This is a genomic window from Amycolatopsis sp. FBCC-B4732, from assembly GCF_023008405.1.
Classification (GTDB): Bacteria; Actinomycetota; Actinomycetes; order Mycobacteriales; family Pseudonocardiaceae; genus Amycolatopsis; species Amycolatopsis pretoriensis_A.
This window is the reverse complement of sequence record NZ_CP095376.1, coordinates 1,254,334-1,269,959: the sequence shown is the minus strand read 5'-3', so window position 1 is coordinate 1,269,959 and position 15,626 is coordinate 1,254,334. Positions and strand designations below refer to the sequence as shown.

Genomic DNA, 15,626 nt, shown 5'->3' with positions numbered 1-15,626 from the left:
TGGGCAGGGTGAAGGTGTCGCTCCGCATTTCGATCACGTCACTGCGCTCCCGTCCGCCTCGCCTGCCACGCGAACCGTGATGCGGTCCAGCGCCGCGTCGAGCGACCGGTCGAGGTGCCCGACCGAGGCAGCCGACGCGATGACGTAGCCGAGCCGGTCGGAGGCGTCGGCAGCCGGCCGCACCGGATCTCCCGCACAGCGCGCGATCCGGACTTCGGACACACCGTCGACCTGCCGGGCTGCTTCCCTACCGTCCAGGCGCACCAACCGCCCCTCCTCCGGGCTGGTGATGAAGGCGACGCCGGCCCGGCGCAGCGGTTCCCGCGGCAGCTCGACGGGCATCCCCGCCGCCGCCCTCAGCTGCTGGGCCAGTGGGTCGGCTCCGCCGGCCAGCCGGATCAGCTCGGGGATCATGCCGCCCGCGAGCCGTGCGTTGACCTCGATGATCGTCGGTCCGGCCGCGGCCAGGCGCAACTCGGTGTGGCAGGCGCCGTGGCTCAGTCCGATGGCCGCGATCGCGGTCCGGACGGTCTTCTCGACCTCGCGGGACGCGGACTCGTCCAGCGGTGCGGGGAAAACGTGCCGGAGCTCGACGAACGAAGGCGGCGGCGACAGCGATGTCCTCGTTGTCCCCAGCACGTGGAGCTCCCCTTCGGAGAAGACCGTTTCCACGCTGAACTCCGGCCCCTGGACCAGCTCTTCGACCAGCACCTCCGGCAAGACGACCTGCCCGCGCGCATTGTGCGTGATCGCGAGCAATCTCGCCGCGTGTGCCCGCGCCTGCCGGACCGAGGTGCAGAGCAGTACCCCCGTGGAGCCCGAATCCGATGCCGGTTTGACCACGCACGGCAGGCCGGTCGCCGCCACGGCCTCCGGGACGTCGGCCGCTTCGGTCACGACCACCGAGACCGGCTGCGGCAGACCTGCACCTGCCAGCAACCGGCGGGTCAGCGGCTTGCGGCGGCACGCCTGCACGGCCGGCAGCGGGTTGCCCGGCAAGCCGAGCGATTCGGCCAGCGCAGCCGTGACCTCCAGGGAGAACTCGCTGGTGGTGGTGACGCCGCCCACCTCGCCGGGATGCAGGTGAGCTCGCACGGCGGCGGTCAGTGCCGTCACACTGGTGGTGTCGCAGCGGATGATCTCGCAATCGGCTTCGCCGACGCCCTGGTACCGGCTCGGCCGGTTGGTGAGCAGCGCAGGTACGAGCCCGAGGTCTCTGGCGCGAAGCAGAGCAAGCATTCCGGTACCCGTGGTGTTCGCCTCGACGAACACCAGGTGCTTGCGCGGTTCGGACGGTACCCTTGCCTGCGCCCAGCTGCCGACTTCCGTGCCGTAACGCACCCGGCGCGGCCGGGCCCGGACCGGCTGCGCCGCTATACCGGTACGCCGCCAGTAGTCGTCGTCGTAGATCGAGTCCGCGTACCGGTCGCCGCGGTCCGGGAAGATACCGACAATGCGCGTCCCGGCGGTGGCGGTGGCCGCCAAGTGCGTCAGCACCCGGTAAACGGATCCCGACGAATTCCCCGCGAAGATGCCTTCGCGGCGGGCGAGTTCGCGTGTCGCGGCGAACGCCTCCCGATCGTTGAGCCAGTGGACCTCGTCCAGCTGCGCATAGTCCAGATTGCCCGGGATCAGGCTGTTGCCGATACCGCTCTGCTTGCGCTCCGGCCGGTCCGGCTGCGCGAAGAGCGCGCTGCCGACAGCGTCGACGCCGACCACCCGCAACGGGCCGGGTTTCCCTGCGTCTCCGAGCGCCCGGCGCAGGGCCCGGGCGGTGCCGCACAGCGAGCCGCCACTGCCGACCGCGCCGACGAGGACGTCGATCCGGCCCACGTCCGCCACCAGTTCGCGGGCCAAGGTGGCGTAGGCGAGCGGGTTCTGCGGATTCGAGTACTGCCGTGGCCAGAACGCCTCCGGGTACTGCCCCCGGAGGATGGCCAGCCGCTCCAGCCGCGCGCTCTGCCAGCCATGCGTGGTCATCGCCTCGACGACGTGCACCGAGCAGCCGAGCGCCCTCAGCTTCGCGAGCGTGATGGCGTCGATGCGGGGGTCCGTCACGATGTGGACGGGGTGGCCGAGCGCGCTGCCGGCCACGGCGAGCCCGAGCGCCATCGTTCCCGACGAGCTCTCGATGATCGGCGCACCGGGGGCCAGCACTCCGTTCTCGCGGGCCTCGACGATGACCTGGCGGGCCACCCGGTCCTTCATCGCGAACAGGTTCTGCAGCTCCAGTTTGGCCAGCGCCGTGACGTGCGCGGGCGCCGACCGCAAGCGGACGACCGGCGTGTGCCCGATCGCGTCGACGAGGTTGTCGAAGATCATGGCGTAGCCCGCTCGCCCGTGCGCGCGAACCCCAGCGTCTGGCAGCAGAGCACCCGATCGCGGGGAACGAGCTGACCGCACCGCGTGATGGCCTCGGCCAGCCGGCTCCGGAACCTCGGGACGTCGTCCGGGATCAGGACCCCGATCGCCGTGCCGCTGTGCGCGGTGACCACCCCGGCCCCGCCGATCTCGGCGCTGAGCGCAGTCATGGCCGACAGCGTGCGCTTCGGGCAGAGCCGCTGGTTGAGGTGGGCGCTGCGGGTCGACACCCGGCCGATCGCCGCCACGTCGCCCGCCGCGACCGCGCCCCGGAGCTCGTCGAGCAGCCGCGCGTACTCGAGCCGCTCCGAAGCGGTGAAGTTCTTCGGGATCCGGTTGAACGCGACCGTGTCCACGGTACCGCCCTCGTCGATGCCCACGATCGTCATCGGTGGCACGCCGCCGAGCTGTTCCAGCAGGACCACGTTGCGGTGCTCGAACGCCACGACCCCCGGGTACATGACGCCGTCCGTCGGCTCGATGCCCCGCAGCAGGTCCTCGACGCGTTGCGGTGCCAAGTCCACTCCGATCGCGCTCGCCACGGCCCGCGCCGTCGCCACGAGGTCGGCGGAGGAGCTCGCCATTCCCCTCCCCTCCGGCAGGGTGCCGCCCAGTCGCAGCGTCCCCCCGCCGCCGCGGTACCGGGCGAGCACGGCTTCGGCCACCCGCCGGGCCTTCGTCTTCCTGGCCGGGAACACCTCGACACCGTCGCGGGTGTTTTCGTATTCGAAAGTCGCGGTGGCCCACCGGGCAATGGGCAACGTGACCAAGAAGTCGGGACCGTCATCGGGCAGCGCGCCCTGCAGCAGCTCGCCGAAGGTGCCGAAGGCGGAGCTGACCGCGACCGCGCGAGCGGAAGCCGGCCTGCGAATGAGCTGATGGCCCGTCATCCGGCACTCCTGGAGCCGGTCCGCGTAGCGGCATCGGTTGCCGCGACGGCTTCCCGGACGGCGGCCCGCCGGGCGCCCCATTCCGCCGCCAGCTCGTCGAGCCGCTCACGCTGCCCGGCCAGCAGCGCAACGACGGAGTCCGGGCTGGTCGAACCCGAGGACACCTTCGCGCGCAGCTGGGCGTCCGGATCGGTGGAATTCGCCAGGTAGGAGGCCGGATCGTCCAGTTGACAACCCGCGCTTCGCGCCGCCGTGGCCAGCGCCGCCGGCGCAATGTGCCCACCGCGGCCGCCCGCTTCGGCGAGCACAGCGGTGACGTACCGGCCGGCGATCACCTGAGCGGTCCGCCAGGGAATGCCCGCGCGCAGGGTCAGCTCGTTGGCCAGCCCGAAGGCACCGAAGTGGTCTTCTTCCGAAGCTGAGCGCATCCGGTCGGTGCGCCACCGCAGACTTCCGACGACCAGGGTGAACCCGGTCAGCACCGTGCGGATCGCGGTGAACATCGCGCCCGCGTGCGTCCCCGCTTCTTTCGAAACCTCCACCGTGTTGCTGAACGACGTGTTCCGCTGACCGGTCGCGAAGTCGACGTAGCACGCGGTCAGGTGGCTGGTACGGCCGCGCAGCCGCTCCAGCAGCGGGTAGTTCTTCTTCTGAGGCATGGCCGCCGAGATCCCGGCCAGCTCGTCCGGCAGCTCGACGAAGCCGTACGCACTCGACGACCAGGCCATGAGGTCGGTCAGGAAGCGGCTGAACCCCACCCCCGCGGAGGCGATGTCTGCGGCGATATCGAGCAGCCAGTCCCGCGACGCCACGGCGGTCAGCGCGTGGGGGACCGGACCGGCGCAGCCGACGGCCCGCGCCAGGCGGTCCCGGTCCCAAGCCAGTTCCTGGCCTGCCATCGGCCCGGCGCCGAGCGGGGAGAAGTTGATCCGGTCGTAGGTACCGAGCAATCGGGACGACACTCGCAGCACGTGCTCCACCACGGCGCTGAGGTAGAAACCGGGGGTGATGACCTGCGCCGACTGCAACTGCGTGTACCCGGGCATCGGCGAGCTCACGTCGTGGCCCGCGCGTTCGTGCGCCACTTCGGCCAGCTGGGCGAGCATGGCGGCGACCTCACCGAGCCGCTCACGTCCGTGCAGCAGTTGTGCGCAGGCTTGCAGGTCGTTGCGGCTCCGGTCGACGTGCCAGGTCGGTGCCGGCTCCGGCAGCGCCTCGGTGACCCGCGTCTCCATCGCCAGGGCGATGTCCGAGAGAGCCGCTCCGGCAGTGACGGTGAGTTCCTCGGGAGTCAGTCCGTCGAGCGCCGCCGCGATCTGACCGACCTGCCGGGCGGACAGGAGGCCAAGGCGGCGGTACTCGGTTAGGAGCGCTTTCTCGATCAGCACGTACCAGCGCAAAAGGTGAGCGACCTCGTGCCGGAACTGTGGTTCGAGGAATTCCTGCCGGATGAAGTCGTGCGGCGTCTCCGCAAGCCTGCCGGTCAGCGTCACCGGGAACCGCCTTCCTCCGCGGCCGCGATCGTCGCAGCGACGAGGTGCGCCGCCGTGCGGGGATCGTTGCGGACGAAATACCGATCCGGGTCCTCGAACCACGTTGTCCGTACCGCGGGAAGGACGGCCGTGCACCGAGCCGCGGCGCCGCTCTCCCCGGGCGCCCGCGGGACCACGACAATGGTCGCGGGAATGTCGATGGGCTCTCCGCAAGTGGCGAAATATCGCTCCGCCACATCGATGTCGTGCCGGTAGGCGCGCTCGATCAGCTCGCCGCGCGCGGTGCGCCAGTGGTCCACATCGGTCAGCGCTCCAGAATCGCGTAACCACGCGCCGGCTTCCACGGCTGCCGCAGCACTGTCGCGTGGCTCCTGCCGGGTCGCCGCCGCGACGAACAGGTGCCGAGGCGGCATCCCGGCGGCCAGCAGTGATCGGCCGGTTTCCATCGCGAGCGCCGCGCCGGTCCCGTGGCCCCACAGCGCCACGGGGTGCCCGATCCGGTCGACGATCTCCCGGGTCAAGCGGCCGGCCAGCCGGTCGAGGCCGGCCAGCTCTTCGTCCGGGCGGGCGGCATCGTGGCCCGGCAGTTCCACCGCGTACACCGCCACGGCCGCCGGCGCCAGCGCCCGGGCCATCGACTCGAAGTTGAGCGCGTTGCCCGCCTCGTACGGCACGCAGACCAAGGCCGCGACTGCGTTCTCCGGCACCGAGAGCTCTTGGAGAAGCGAAGAGCCACGCGGTCGGACACCGTCCGCGACCGCCGCCAGGTCAGCGAGCACCGGGTTCGCCATGAGGTCCACGAGGGACACGAGGCCGCGAAGCTGCACCACGAGCCGGACGCCGGCCAGTGAGCCGCCACCGCGCACGAAGAAGTCGTCGGTCCGGCCGACTTCCCCGAGCGGCAGGCCGAGCACCTCTGCCCAGGCCGTGGCGATCACCCGCTCAGTGGCTGTCCGCGGGGGCAGGATGGTGTTGCCGTTCGCCATGCTCGTCTCGAGGTCGGCCAGCCCACGCCGGTCGACCTTCCCGTTACCGGTGAGCGGGAGCTCCGGTAGCCAGCGCAGCGTGGACGGCACCTGCTGCCGGGGCACCAGCCCGGCCAGCAGGTCACCGATATCGGCCATCGGCGACGCCGCGGTGTAGAAACCGGCCAGGCGTTTGGCCGGCCCGTCGGGGACGACGATCACACACGCCGACCGGACCCCCGGCACCCCTTGGAGGGTGGCCTCGACCGCACCGGCCTCCACCTGGACGCCATCGATCGTCAACTGCTCGTCCCGCCGCCCGACCAGCTTGAGCCGGCCACCGGGCAGCCAGCGCCCGCAGTCTCCGGTCAAGTAGCGGCGCAGTCCGGGCCGGAGCGGATCGGCACCGAACACCTCCGCCGTGTGCTTGGGGTCGTCGACGTAACCCCGGCCGACGCAGACGCCGGAGAAGGTGACCTCGCCGATTTCGCCGATCCCGCCGACCGGTAGCCCGTCCGCGCCGACGACGTCGACGAAGACGTTCGCGATCGGCGCGCCCACGTTCACCTGCCCGCCGTCCGCCGTGGTGCGAATGACCTCGTGAGTGGTGTCGTCCGACGCCTCCGTCGCGCCGTAACCGTTGACCACCGGGACCGCCGGGCAACTGGCGAACCACCGGGCGAGCAGCCGAGAGCTCACGGCTTCGCCGGTGATGCCCAGCATCCTGAGGGAATCGGGCATCCGGTGTCCCTGTTCCAGCCGGGTGACCAGCAGGGAAAGGTAGTTCGGGACCAGCTGCAGGACGTCGACCTCCTCGGCGGCCAGCAGCCGCAACAGCTCGGGCACGTCCAGCATCGTTTCGGGGTCCACGACCACGGTGGTACCGCCGACGACGAGCGGCGCCAGCGCCTGCCACAGCGAGATGTCGAAGCACTGGGACGCGGTCTGGGCGACGACTGCGCCCGGCCTCAGTTCGAAGACCTCCACCTTGGCCAGCAGGTGGTTGAGGAAGCCGGCGTGTTCGCAGACAGCGCCCTTCGCCTCGCCTGTGGACCGGAAGGTGAAGAAGAGGTAGGCCGGTGCTCCGGCCGGAACGCACTCAGCCCGTCCTCCGGGGTTTCCCTCCGGCACCAGCGGCAGCGCGCGCACCGCCGCCGCCTCGACCCGGCCCACCGCCGCTTCCCCCTCGACCAGCGAGAACCGGCAACCACTGCGGCGCAGCAGTTCTGCGATGCGGTCGTCGGAGAACGCGGGATCGATCGGCAGGTAGACCCCGCCCGCTTTGAAAACGCCCAGGATCGCCGCGAGCCAGTCGAGCGAACGCTGACTGATCACCGCGACGACGCCCTCGGCGGGAAGCCCGGCTGCCAGCAGCGTCCCGGCCACCCGATCGGCAGCCTCGTCGAGTTCGGCGTAGGTCCGGCGGACGCCGCGGTGCACGGCCGCGACTCCTGACGGCGTGTTGCGCGCGCACTCCGCGAAGAGCTCGTGAACGCGGCGATCCGGGAGCGGCCGCACCGGGCCCGCTCCGAGCGCCGTCCGATCACGAACTGCCTCGACTTGCTCCGTCACGGACCAGCCTTTCCCTGCGACAAGCCGCCAGCTCAAGAGCTAGGCGTTCGTAGTGGGGCGATGCGACGACGAAGACGCTAATGCGCTTGCGACACCGGTCCGTACTGACATCGGATAGGACTCCGACGATCTCGGGGCGTCGGACTGCCTCAGCGTGAGGCGGACTCCGGCACGGACTGCGGAACGTCACGGAGTCGGCGAAGCGGAGAAAAGAAAACGAACCAGCCGGCCGCCCAAGCGCCGCCGAACGCGAGCCACAACGTCGCCCGCACGCCGATCAGTGTGCCCAGCAGGCCACCGAGAACGCCGCCGAGCGGGAGCGTGCCCCACACCACCCAGCGGACGGCCGCGTTCATCCGGCCCATCAGCTCCGGCGGTGTCACCGACTGGCGGTAGCTGAGCTGCGCGATGTTGTAAACCATCGAGGCGAAATAGCCGATGGCCCAGCCCAGCGGGGCCAGCAGCACTCCCCAGCCCGGCCAGGCAGCCGCCACGATGGTCTGCGGCGCCCCGAAAACGAGGGTCGACACCCAGATGATCCGCGCCGAACCGATCTTCTTCGCGAGGCGCCCGGCCAGCGCTCCCCCGGCTATCCCGCCGACCGCGGCGGCCGCCATCACCAGCCCGGTCAGGGCGGGCTTCACGTGCAGCTCGCGGACGAGGAACACGATCGCCAGCGACCAGCTCATACCGGAGAACAGGTTCGCGGTGCCCGTGCACGCGACGACCTGGCGCAGCACGGGGTGACCGAGGACGAACCTCAGGCCCCCGGTGATCCGGCGCCGCAGCGGCTCGTCCACCGGCCGCGCCGGAGGCTCCTCGCGTTTCGCGATCCCGAGGATCGACAGGACGGAGACCACGTAGGAGAGCGCATCGGCCACCATCGCGCCCGCGGCGCCGAACAGGCCGACCAGTCCCCCGCCCAGGCTTGGCCCACCCAGCTGCGCGAACGCCTGGGTGGTTCCCAGCTTGCCGTTGGCGTCCATCAGGTCGTCGGCGGCGATCAGGGACGGCACGTAACTCTGGTAGGCGACGTCGAAGAACACCGTGCACACCCCGGCCGCCAACGCGACCGCGTACAGCTGCGCCATCGTCAGCACGCCGAACGCGGCGGCCGCCGGGACCGACCCGACGACCACCAGGCGGAGAACGTTGCAGACGATCATGACCGAGCGTTTGGGCCGGCTGTCCACGATCGACCCGGCGGGCAGCGCGATCAGCACGAACGCCGCCGTACCCGCCGCCGCCAGCAACCCGACCTCGAACGTGCTGGCGTCGAGCAGGAGTACGGCGACCAACGGCAGGGCGATCTGGGTGACTGCGGACCCCATCTCGCTGATCGTCTGCCCGCTCCAAAGCAACATGAAATCCCGGTGACGCCACAGCGCCGGACTACCGGACCTGGACCCGGCAGGCTGCGGATCCGTCGATTCATCCGTCATCTGAGGCAACCTAGCACGCCCGATTCCGGGAACCGCCGGGTCCGCGCGACCCGCCGCTTTCCGACCACGGCGAACAGCACGCGGGCACCCTGTTCCTGTCAGATGCCAGGACTTCCGGGAGCAGGATTCCACGAAGCTCGGAGGGGCACCGGAAGCCGAAAGGAGAAGTCGTATGACGGAACGGCTTCCCCTGCTCAGCGCCCAGCTGGCCTTCGCGATGTACACGCAGCGCTCGGACCGGAAAGCCGTCATCGCCTTGAGGTTCCGCACACCGCCGGCTCGGCTCGCGACCGGCTCCGTGCGCGCCGTCCTGCGATCGCTGGTGTTGCGGAACCCGGCGTTGTCTCACCGGATCGTGTTCTCCCAAGGCTCCGTCCACCAGGAGTGGTACCCCGCTGAATGCGAGTTCGCCGAACTGCGCGCGCCGAACAGCGAATCCCGTTCGCAACGGGTGCTCGAAGCGATCGAGGAATCGGAATCCGCAACGGAAGGTCCCCCCATCTCGGCGCGCCTCATCCGGTCGCCCGAATGTGACGAGCTGGTCCTCGTTCTCGACCACGCCTTCGTCGACGAACAGTCGCTCGAGCTCGTCAAGCGGCAGCTGGCTGCCCCCGCCGAGCCGGACAGGTGCCGGCCGACGCGATACCGAGAAGCGGTCGAGCAGCAGATCGCGGCCGAAGCCGCGGCCGCCGGCGGGCCCGGGATCGAGTTCTGGGCGGACCGCCTCGAAACCGCCGGTGGCAGCTTTCCGAAACCGCACGAGGAGACCGCGCGGTTCGTCCCGGTCCGAAAACTCCCGAGCGTCGCCGTCCCCGCCGGCTTCCGCGGTTCCCCCTTCCCCTACGTCCTCTACTCGCTCCACCGCGCCTTGCAGGACGTCGGGGGGCCCGGGCCGACCGTCATCGGCTACCCCTGGGCCAACCGGCCTCCCTCGCACTCCGACGTCGTCGGGTGCTTCATGAACACCGTGCTGTCCATCGCTCCGGGCGGGCCGGCCCGGAAGCCGGAAGACTTCGTCGCGCAGTGGCACGACGAAATCGAGCACGCCGACGTGCCGTACACCGCGGTCGCGGCGCTCGGCCCCGTATTCCACGGAGCCGTCGCGGCTTACCTCGACTACACCCACGTGGCGGACCTCGCCGTGCCCGTCGCCGGTGTCCCGGCCGTCAGGGTGCCGCAGACCCACGTGCGCACCCCACCGACCTGCGCCTTCCAGGCGGCTGCTGTCGTCTCCGGCGACGCACTCCACCTCCGGCTCAGCCTCGACGAGCGCATCACCGGCTACGGAGCACGCGAATTCGGCAGCCGCTGGCACCACTGGCTTGCCGCGGCGATCTCGACCCTCACCGAAGCGAAATCCTCACCACCCACGTCCCCATGAAAGGTGTGACCATGCCGAATTCCCACCCGACGAGCAAACTGTGGCGTCCGTGGACGCCTATCGCCCAGCAAGCCGGCGCCATGCGGATCGTCGAGGCGCAGGGCAACCGCGTCCGCGACGCGGAGGGCAACTGGTACCTCGACGGCATTTCCGGCGTCCTCAACGCCTCGTGCGGCCACGGGCACCCCGCGCTGATCGAGGCCGCGACCCGGCAGCTCCGGCAGCTCGTCCACTACGACCTCATGGTGTCGAGCCACGACCCCGCCGAGACGCTTACGGCGCGGCTCGCCGGGATCCTGCCGGGCGAGCTGAACGAAACCTGCCTGCTCAACAGCGGCTCGGAGGCGACCGAAGCGGCGATCAGGATCGCCCTGCAGTACTGGCGCAACATCGGCGAGAACCGCAACCGGGTCATCACCTTCGAAACGGGGTACCACGGTTCCACGTTCCTCGCCCAGCAGTTGTCGGGGCTCCCCTTCACCATGAGCGAGTGGGACCGGCCGTTTCCGGTCGACCACGTGACCGTGCCCACCTCCCCCCGCGATGCGCGAACCGAAGAAGCGTGCGACGCGCTGATCGCGAGGTTCTCCGACGCGCTGGAAAACGGCACCCCGGCGGCAGCGGTCATGGTGGAGCCGCTGCTCGGCCTCGGCGGCTGCGTCGTGCTCCCCGCCGGTTTCCTCACCCGGCTCAGGCAGCTCTGCGACCGGCACGGAACGCTCCTCGTGATCGACGAGGTCTTGTGCGGGTTCGGCCGCACGGGCCGGATGTTCGGCTTCGACCACGACGGCATCACGCCGGACATCGTCACCATGAGCAAGGGGATCAGCAGCGGCTACGTTCCGCTGGCCGCAGTGACGGTCACGACGCCGATCAAAGACTCGTTCCGGCGAGAGCCGATCGCCCAAGGACTCCGCTACGGGCACACCACGGGCGGGCACGCCGTCGCCAGCGCGGTCGCCAACACCGTGCTCGACGTCATGGCCGAGGAGAAGCTGGTCGAAAACGCGGCCGCCCAGGGCGGCGAGCTCCTGGCCGGCCTGCGGAAGCTCGAGCCGAACCCGTTGATCGCCGACGTCCGGGGGCTCGGGCTGATGGTCGCTCTCGAAACCGATGGCCCGGAATCCGGCGAGGCCATCGCGACCGCCACGGCCCAGGCCGGCGTGCTGACACGTCACGAACGCGGCGTGATCCGGATCGCCCCGCCGCTGCCACTCACCTCCGAGCAAACGACGGAGATCATCGAGGCGGTCGCGACCGCCGCCGACCTCGCCGCCGCAGCCCGTCACTGACCCGGCGGCCCGCCGTTCACAAGGAGGACCCGGTGAGCGAAGCCACCCCTTCTCTCTGTGCCGCGAGGTTCCCCACCGCCGGGGCGTCCGTCGAGACCTGGATCCCCAGCTTCGGCGCCCCGGCGGAGGACCCGTTCTCGTGGCTGCGCGAGACGGCGGAGGCCGTCGGTGAACATCTGCTGCGCTACGGCGCGGTGCTCGTCCAGGGCCTTCCCCTCGACGGACCCGATGCCCTCGCCGACGCGAGGGAGGCCCTGGGTCTCACCGTCCAGCGGCCCGTCGAGGCGTTCACCCGAAGAGGCGAATTCAGCCGGGGAGTCGTCTCACCGATCGACTGGCCGCAGGATCGTGCGGTGTGCCCGTTCCAGGAGAGCGCTTTCAGCATGACGTTCCCGTCGGTGGTGCTCACCGCGTGCCTCACCCCGCCGGCGGGCACCGGGCGGGCCCGCCTCGCCGATGCCCGACGGATTGCCGGCCACCTGCCCACCCGCCTGGCCAGCCGGGTGCGGGCGGACGGCTGGATCATGACCCGGGTCTTCCACGACGGGTTCGGCCTGTCGCCGGAGGAAGCTTTTTCCGTCCCGGACCGGGCCGCGCTCGAAGAGGTCTTCGAAGCCGGAGGAATCGGCCACCAGCAACTCTCCGAGGGCGTGCTGCGCACGATCCGGCACCGGCCCGGGGTCATAGCGCACCCGGCAACCGGGCAGGAGTGCTGGTTCAACCAGATCTCTTTCCTCAACGCCCACAGCCTGGACCCAGCCGAACGCACGGTCATGACCAAGGCCTTCGGAAGGGACATGCCCATGGACACTTCGTTCGGCGACGGCTCGCCGCTGTCGGTGGAAGACGTCGCCGCCGTGCAGCGCGCCTGGGACGCCGTCACGTCGGAGGTCCCATGGCACCGGGGAGATCTGCTGCTCGTCGACAACATCGCCACGGCGCAGGGCCGCTCGGCCTACGAGGGCTCTCCCGAATTCCTGGTCACCTTCGCCACCGGCTTTCCGCGTAGGCCCGGGACGACCGGGGCAGGCCCGGCTCACACGAGGAAACCGGCCTCGCAGTAGAAGTGGTCGGCGCGCGTGCCGGCCACGGTGGACGTGAGCATCCGCACCGCGGAATCGTAGAGGATGTAGTCCTGCTGCACACCTTTGGGCGTCGTGGGTGTGTTCTCGAACGCGGTGGCGTAGCCATCCGCGCCGAGGACATCCCGCAGCACGCTGTGCACCGGCTCGTGGTTGAGGTCGAGGGCGGCGAATGCGGACCGTTCCGCCTTCATCGCCATCAGGTCCGCCCCGAGTGCCTCCCACCCCGGCGCGAACCGGGCCTCGAGCGGGCTCGCCCCGAAGTAGTGCAGGGGAAAGCAGTGCCCGTTGAGGATGCCGATCTCCCGGTCGCCCAAGTCGACGACCGCCGTGACATAGCCCTTGTCGGCCAGTGTCCACGGAGTACCGTCCGGGCCGGTCCAGGTCAGCCCGGGGTTGGGCAGCTTCGTGCCGACGACGTCCAGCACCGGGAAACGCGACAGGATCGCCAGTGCCAATGCGGCGTTCTCGTCCAGGTGCGACTCGCAAACCGGGAAGGACGCCACGTACGGGTAGCCCAGCTCGCGGGCCAGGCGGTCCGGCTGGCTCTCCCCGCGTCCCCGGTAGTCGTGCGCCTCCTGCAGGCAGACCACGTCGGGTGAGTGCGCCGCCAGGATCGACGCGTGGTAGCCGAGCGACGGCTCGCCGCCGCTCTGGTGGGACGGCCCCAGGACGCCACCCCCGATGTTCCAGGTGGCGAGCTTCACCGAACCGGCTCCCGCCGTCATCGGTAGGGACTCTCGCTGTCGGCCACGAACCGCACGTGCCGCTCGTTGCGCTCGTCGAACGAAGGAGACACAGTCAGGAGGATCTCCATCGTCCCGAAGTAGTAGATGCGCGTGTTCGGTGGAACGACCACCAGGTCGGTCTCTTCGGCGACCACCGCTTCATCGTCGAGGACAAACGTTCCCCGGCCACTCACGATGTAGTAGAGGTAGGTGCTCCGCAGATCGAAGAACTCCTCGAAGTGTCCTTTCTCGACATACACCCGCGCGACGGTGACCAAGGACGAAGTCTGACCGTAGACCGTGAGGTCGATCCCGTGTTTGGAGAACCGCGCCGCGTCCCGGGCGGTGTGCCGATATCGGGTCATGGTGCCCTCCGCTCAGATCCAGGACAGGAACTGCACCAGCTCCTTCGCCAGCAGTGCGGACGACGGCCGGTGGACCGCGTTTTCGGTGGTGGGCTCGTCGCCGATCCGTGTCGTGCGGTAGACGTCTGTCGCGTCGCGGACCGGCACGCCCTGCATGACGACCGACGCCACCGGCTCGGTGTCGGCCTGGGAAATGCTGTGGAGAACCCGGTGGTCGAGGTGGTACACGGTCCCCATGGGCAAAGTGGCGTCGAACACCGTGCGGAGCTGTTCGGGGCCACGCGAGACCAAGGAGAACGATCGCGAGTCGCCGACCGGGAGGTAGTTGTAGTGGTGGTACTCCTCACCGGGCGCGATGCCGAACTCGCGGGCGTGGTACTTCCCGAGCACGATGGCGGTGGTGAAGTCCCACCGGTGCGAGTGCACGTCCTCCTGTTTCAACGTGGCACCCGCCGGCTGCGGGTGCCACACGTGCAGGCGGAGCTTCCAGGTGTCCCCGGCTCCTCCCATCAGGACCACCTTCAGGAAGTTGTTCGCGTGGTAGTACGAACGCGCGGCGATCCGCGCGAGACGGGTCTCGTCTGCCAGCACCTGCTCGACTAGCGACCTCAGTTCGGCCGGATCGGTGAGGCGGCGGACCACCTCCTCGCCCCGCCGGAAGAGCGCGTCCGCACCCCGCTCCCCGGCCGAGTGCAGCTGGTGATCGATCTCCGGCAACGTCGGCCGGGCGGAAACTCGCGGCATTCCTGAATCACTCCTCTTTCCGTGTCCTGAACACAGGCTCGGTCCCATCACGACAGGACGAACCTCGCGGCCACCCGCAGCAGCTGTTCGACGAGGTCACCGGGGAAGAGATTCTCGTTGTACACGGCGACCATCCGCGGATCCTTCTCGCCGACCTGGCAGTCGACGCTGATCGTGTCCTCCCAGATGCGGGGACTGCCCGGGACTTCCAACAGGACAGGCTCGGTGGACGTCCCGGCGAGAGCACGGACCTTCGGAACCGCCGTGCCGTCGTAGAAGAACAGGTGTACGCCCGCCTTTGCGCCCGGCGACATCAGTTCCTCTCCCCACAGCCTGCCGGCCCCCACGAGCGGCAGGCCGTATTCCGAGAGGTCGATGCTGCGGCGAAAAACCTCCCGCACCACCTCCAGGGGATCTGCCGTCCGCCTGCTGAGGTGCAGCGGGGCGTTGTGGACCAGCAGCCCGACGGTCCGTGACGTGCCGGGAAGTGTGCGGCTCGACCAGCCGGTGAAAAGCCCCACCGACGTGTCGCCGGCCAATTCCCGCATCGCCGCGAGAACGCTCGAGGCCGTCACCGCGAACGGCGTCACCCGCGCCCGCCGGGCGAAATCCGCCACCCTCTCCTTCGTGTCGGCCGGCAGGTCCTGGCGCAGCACCTTTTTCACGGGCGGGGCCACGGAACTCGCCCGCGTCGAAAAGCCCGGTGGAGAGGTGCCGAACTCGGTCGTGTACGACCGCCAGAACTCCCTGCGTCGCCGACCCCATTCGCCGCCGAGCTCCCGCCGTTGCAGGACTGCGAAATCGTGGTAAGACCTGGCTTGGGCGACGGCGCCGACGCCGGCTTCCCGGGCCCGGCGGTAGAACTCGGTGAAGTCGGTCATCAGGAGGCTCCACGAAAGCTCGTCCGTGATGATGTGGTCGAATGCGATTCCCACGAGGTGGCGGTGTTCCCCCGTCCGCACGATCGCGATACGGGAGAACCCCATGCCGAACAGGGAAAACGGAACGCCGAGAGTCGCCCGCATCAGTTCGATGGCCTCCGCGTCGGTCTCGCGGACGTGGAATTCGACGTCGCTCAGCGGGTCTGCGTAGGTCCGCGCTTCGTCTACGCCGGCGTAGGTCCGCCGCATGACGTCGTGCCGCAGGCAGACCCGTCGCCATGCTTCGCGGACCGCGGCGATGTCCAGCTCACCGGTGAGCCACGCCGTTCCCAGGACCAGGTTGCTCCAGTCCGCGTACTCTCCCGACAGGCGCTCCTCTTCGTGGAGCGACGTCGGACCTGAGGAATACCCCGCCCGGCGGGTCGCCATC

General features: G+C 69.9%; 12 protein-coding genes. 3 read left to right on the top strand and 9 right to left on the bottom strand.

Annotated elements, in window-relative coordinates; genetic code table 11:
- Nucleotides 1-33: 33 nt before the first annotated feature.
- The 5 genes from MUY14_RS05100 to MUY14_RS05080 all read right to left on the bottom strand — a co-directional run bounded on the left by MUY14_RS05100 (nucleotide 34) and on the right by MUY14_RS05080 (nucleotide 8,723).
- The gene (locus MUY14_RS05100) at nucleotides 34-2,322 is read right to left on the bottom strand and encodes a pyridoxal-phosphate dependent enzyme (RefSeq protein ID WP_247021310.1); all 2,289 of its coding nucleotides are present in this window, start codon (nucleotides 2,320-2,322) and stop codon (nucleotides 34-36) included.
- Complete coding sequence (locus MUY14_RS05095) at nucleotides 2,319-3,251, bottom strand: kinase (protein WP_247021307.1); 933 nt, start codon at nucleotides 3,249-3,251, stop codon at nucleotides 2,319-2,321. The genes MUY14_RS05100 and MUY14_RS05095 overlap by 4 nt, the downstream gene beginning before the upstream one ends.
- Nucleotides 3,248-4,744: an argininosuccinate lyase gene (locus tag MUY14_RS05090; protein WP_247021305.1), complete on the bottom strand. Its 1,497-nt coding sequence runs from the start codon at nucleotides 4,742-4,744 to the stop codon at nucleotides 3,248-3,250. The genes MUY14_RS05095 and MUY14_RS05090 overlap by 4 nt, the downstream gene beginning before the upstream one ends.
- Nucleotides 4,741-7,281 (bottom strand): AMP-binding protein, encoded by a 2,541-nt coding sequence (locus MUY14_RS05085; protein ID WP_247021303.1) that lies wholly within the window; start codon nucleotides 7,279-7,281, stop codon nucleotides 4,741-4,743. The genes MUY14_RS05090 and MUY14_RS05085 overlap by 4 nt, the downstream gene beginning before the upstream one ends.
- Before the next feature lie 149 nt (nucleotides 7,282-7,430).
- Nucleotides 7,431-8,723: an MFS transporter gene (locus tag MUY14_RS05080; RefSeq protein WP_281506256.1), complete on the bottom strand. Its 1,293-nt coding sequence runs from the start codon at nucleotides 8,721-8,723 to the stop codon at nucleotides 7,431-7,433.
- 172 nt (nucleotides 8,724-8,895) lie between these two features.
- Between MUY14_RS05080 and MUY14_RS05075 the strand changes: the two genes are divergently transcribed.
- From MUY14_RS05075 to MUY14_RS05065, 3 genes are read left to right on the top strand one after another with little or no spacing between them, the layout of a single operon-like run.
- Nucleotides 8,896-10,104, top strand: a complete 1,209-nt coding sequence (locus tag MUY14_RS05075) for a hypothetical protein (protein WP_247021299.1) — start codon at nucleotides 8,896-8,898, stop codon at nucleotides 10,102-10,104.
- An 11-nt stretch (nucleotides 10,105-10,115) separates the two neighbouring features.
- On the top strand, nucleotides 10,116-11,396 hold the full coding sequence (locus tag MUY14_RS05070) for an aspartate aminotransferase family protein (RefSeq protein ID WP_247021297.1): 1,281 nt from the start codon (nucleotides 10,116-10,118) through the stop codon (nucleotides 11,394-11,396).
- 32 nt (nucleotides 11,397-11,428) lie between these two features.
- The gene (locus MUY14_RS05065) at nucleotides 11,429-12,460 is read left to right on the top strand and encodes a TauD/TfdA family dioxygenase (protein ID WP_247021295.1); all 1,032 of its coding nucleotides are present in this window, start codon (nucleotides 11,429-11,431) and stop codon (nucleotides 12,458-12,460) included.
- Here MUY14_RS05065 and MUY14_RS05060 read toward each other — a convergent pair.
- From MUY14_RS05060 to MUY14_RS05045, 4 genes are read right to left on the bottom strand one after another with little or no spacing between them, the layout of a single operon-like run.
- The gene (locus tag MUY14_RS05060) at nucleotides 12,433-13,206 is read right to left on the bottom strand and encodes an endonuclease/exonuclease/phosphatase family protein (protein WP_247021293.1); all 774 of its coding nucleotides are present in this window, start codon (nucleotides 13,204-13,206) and stop codon (nucleotides 12,433-12,435) included. The genes MUY14_RS05065 and MUY14_RS05060 overlap by 28 nt on opposite strands.
- The gene (locus MUY14_RS05055) at nucleotides 13,203-13,571 is read right to left on the bottom strand and encodes a hypothetical protein (protein ID WP_247021291.1); all 369 of its coding nucleotides are present in this window, start codon (nucleotides 13,569-13,571) and stop codon (nucleotides 13,203-13,205) included. The genes MUY14_RS05060 and MUY14_RS05055 overlap by 4 nt, the downstream gene beginning before the upstream one ends.
- Before the next feature lie 12 nt (nucleotides 13,572-13,583).
- Nucleotides 13,584-14,315, bottom strand: a complete 732-nt coding sequence (locus MUY14_RS05050; RefSeq protein WP_247021289.1) for a hypothetical protein — start codon at nucleotides 14,313-14,315, stop codon at nucleotides 13,584-13,586.
- 47 nt (nucleotides 14,316-14,362) lie between these two features.
- Complete coding sequence (locus MUY14_RS05045) at nucleotides 14,363-15,625, bottom strand: condensation domain-containing protein (RefSeq protein ID WP_247021287.1); 1,263 nt, start codon at nucleotides 15,623-15,625, stop codon at nucleotides 14,363-14,365.
- Nucleotide 15,626 lies beyond the last annotated feature (1 nt).

Coding starts and splice junctions, on each gene's coding strand:
- MUY14_RS05100 (WP_247021310.1), bottom strand. CDS start 2,322: ATGATCTTCGACAACCTCGTCGACGCGATCGGGCACACGCCGGTCGTC.
- MUY14_RS05095 (WP_247021307.1), bottom strand. CDS start 3,251: ATGACGGGCCATCAGCTCATTCGCAGGCCGGCTTCCGCTCGCGCGGTC.
- MUY14_RS05080 (WP_281506256.1), bottom strand. CDS start 8,723: ATGACGGATGAATCGACGGATCCGCAGCCTGCCGGGTCCAGGTCCGGT.
- MUY14_RS05075 (WP_247021299.1), top strand. CDS start 8,896: ATGACGGAACGGCTTCCCCTGCTCAGCGCCCAGCTGGCCTTCGCGATG.
- MUY14_RS05070 (WP_247021297.1), top strand. CDS start 10,116: ATGCCGAATTCCCACCCGACGAGCAAACTGTGGCGTCCGTGGACGCCT.
- MUY14_RS05060 (WP_247021293.1), bottom strand. CDS start 13,206: ATGACGGCGGGAGCCGGTTCGGTGAAGCTCGCCACCTGGAACATCGGG.
- MUY14_RS05055 (WP_247021291.1), bottom strand. CDS start 13,571: ATGACCCGATATCGGCACACCGCCCGGGACGCGGCGCGGTTCTCCAAA.
- MUY14_RS05050 (WP_247021289.1), bottom strand. CDS start 14,315: ATGCCGCGAGTTTCCGCCCGGCCGACGTTGCCGGAGATCGATCACCAG.
- MUY14_RS05045 (WP_247021287.1), bottom strand. CDS start 15,625: ATGGCGACCCGCCGGGCGGGGTATTCCTCAGGTCCGACGTCGCTCCAC.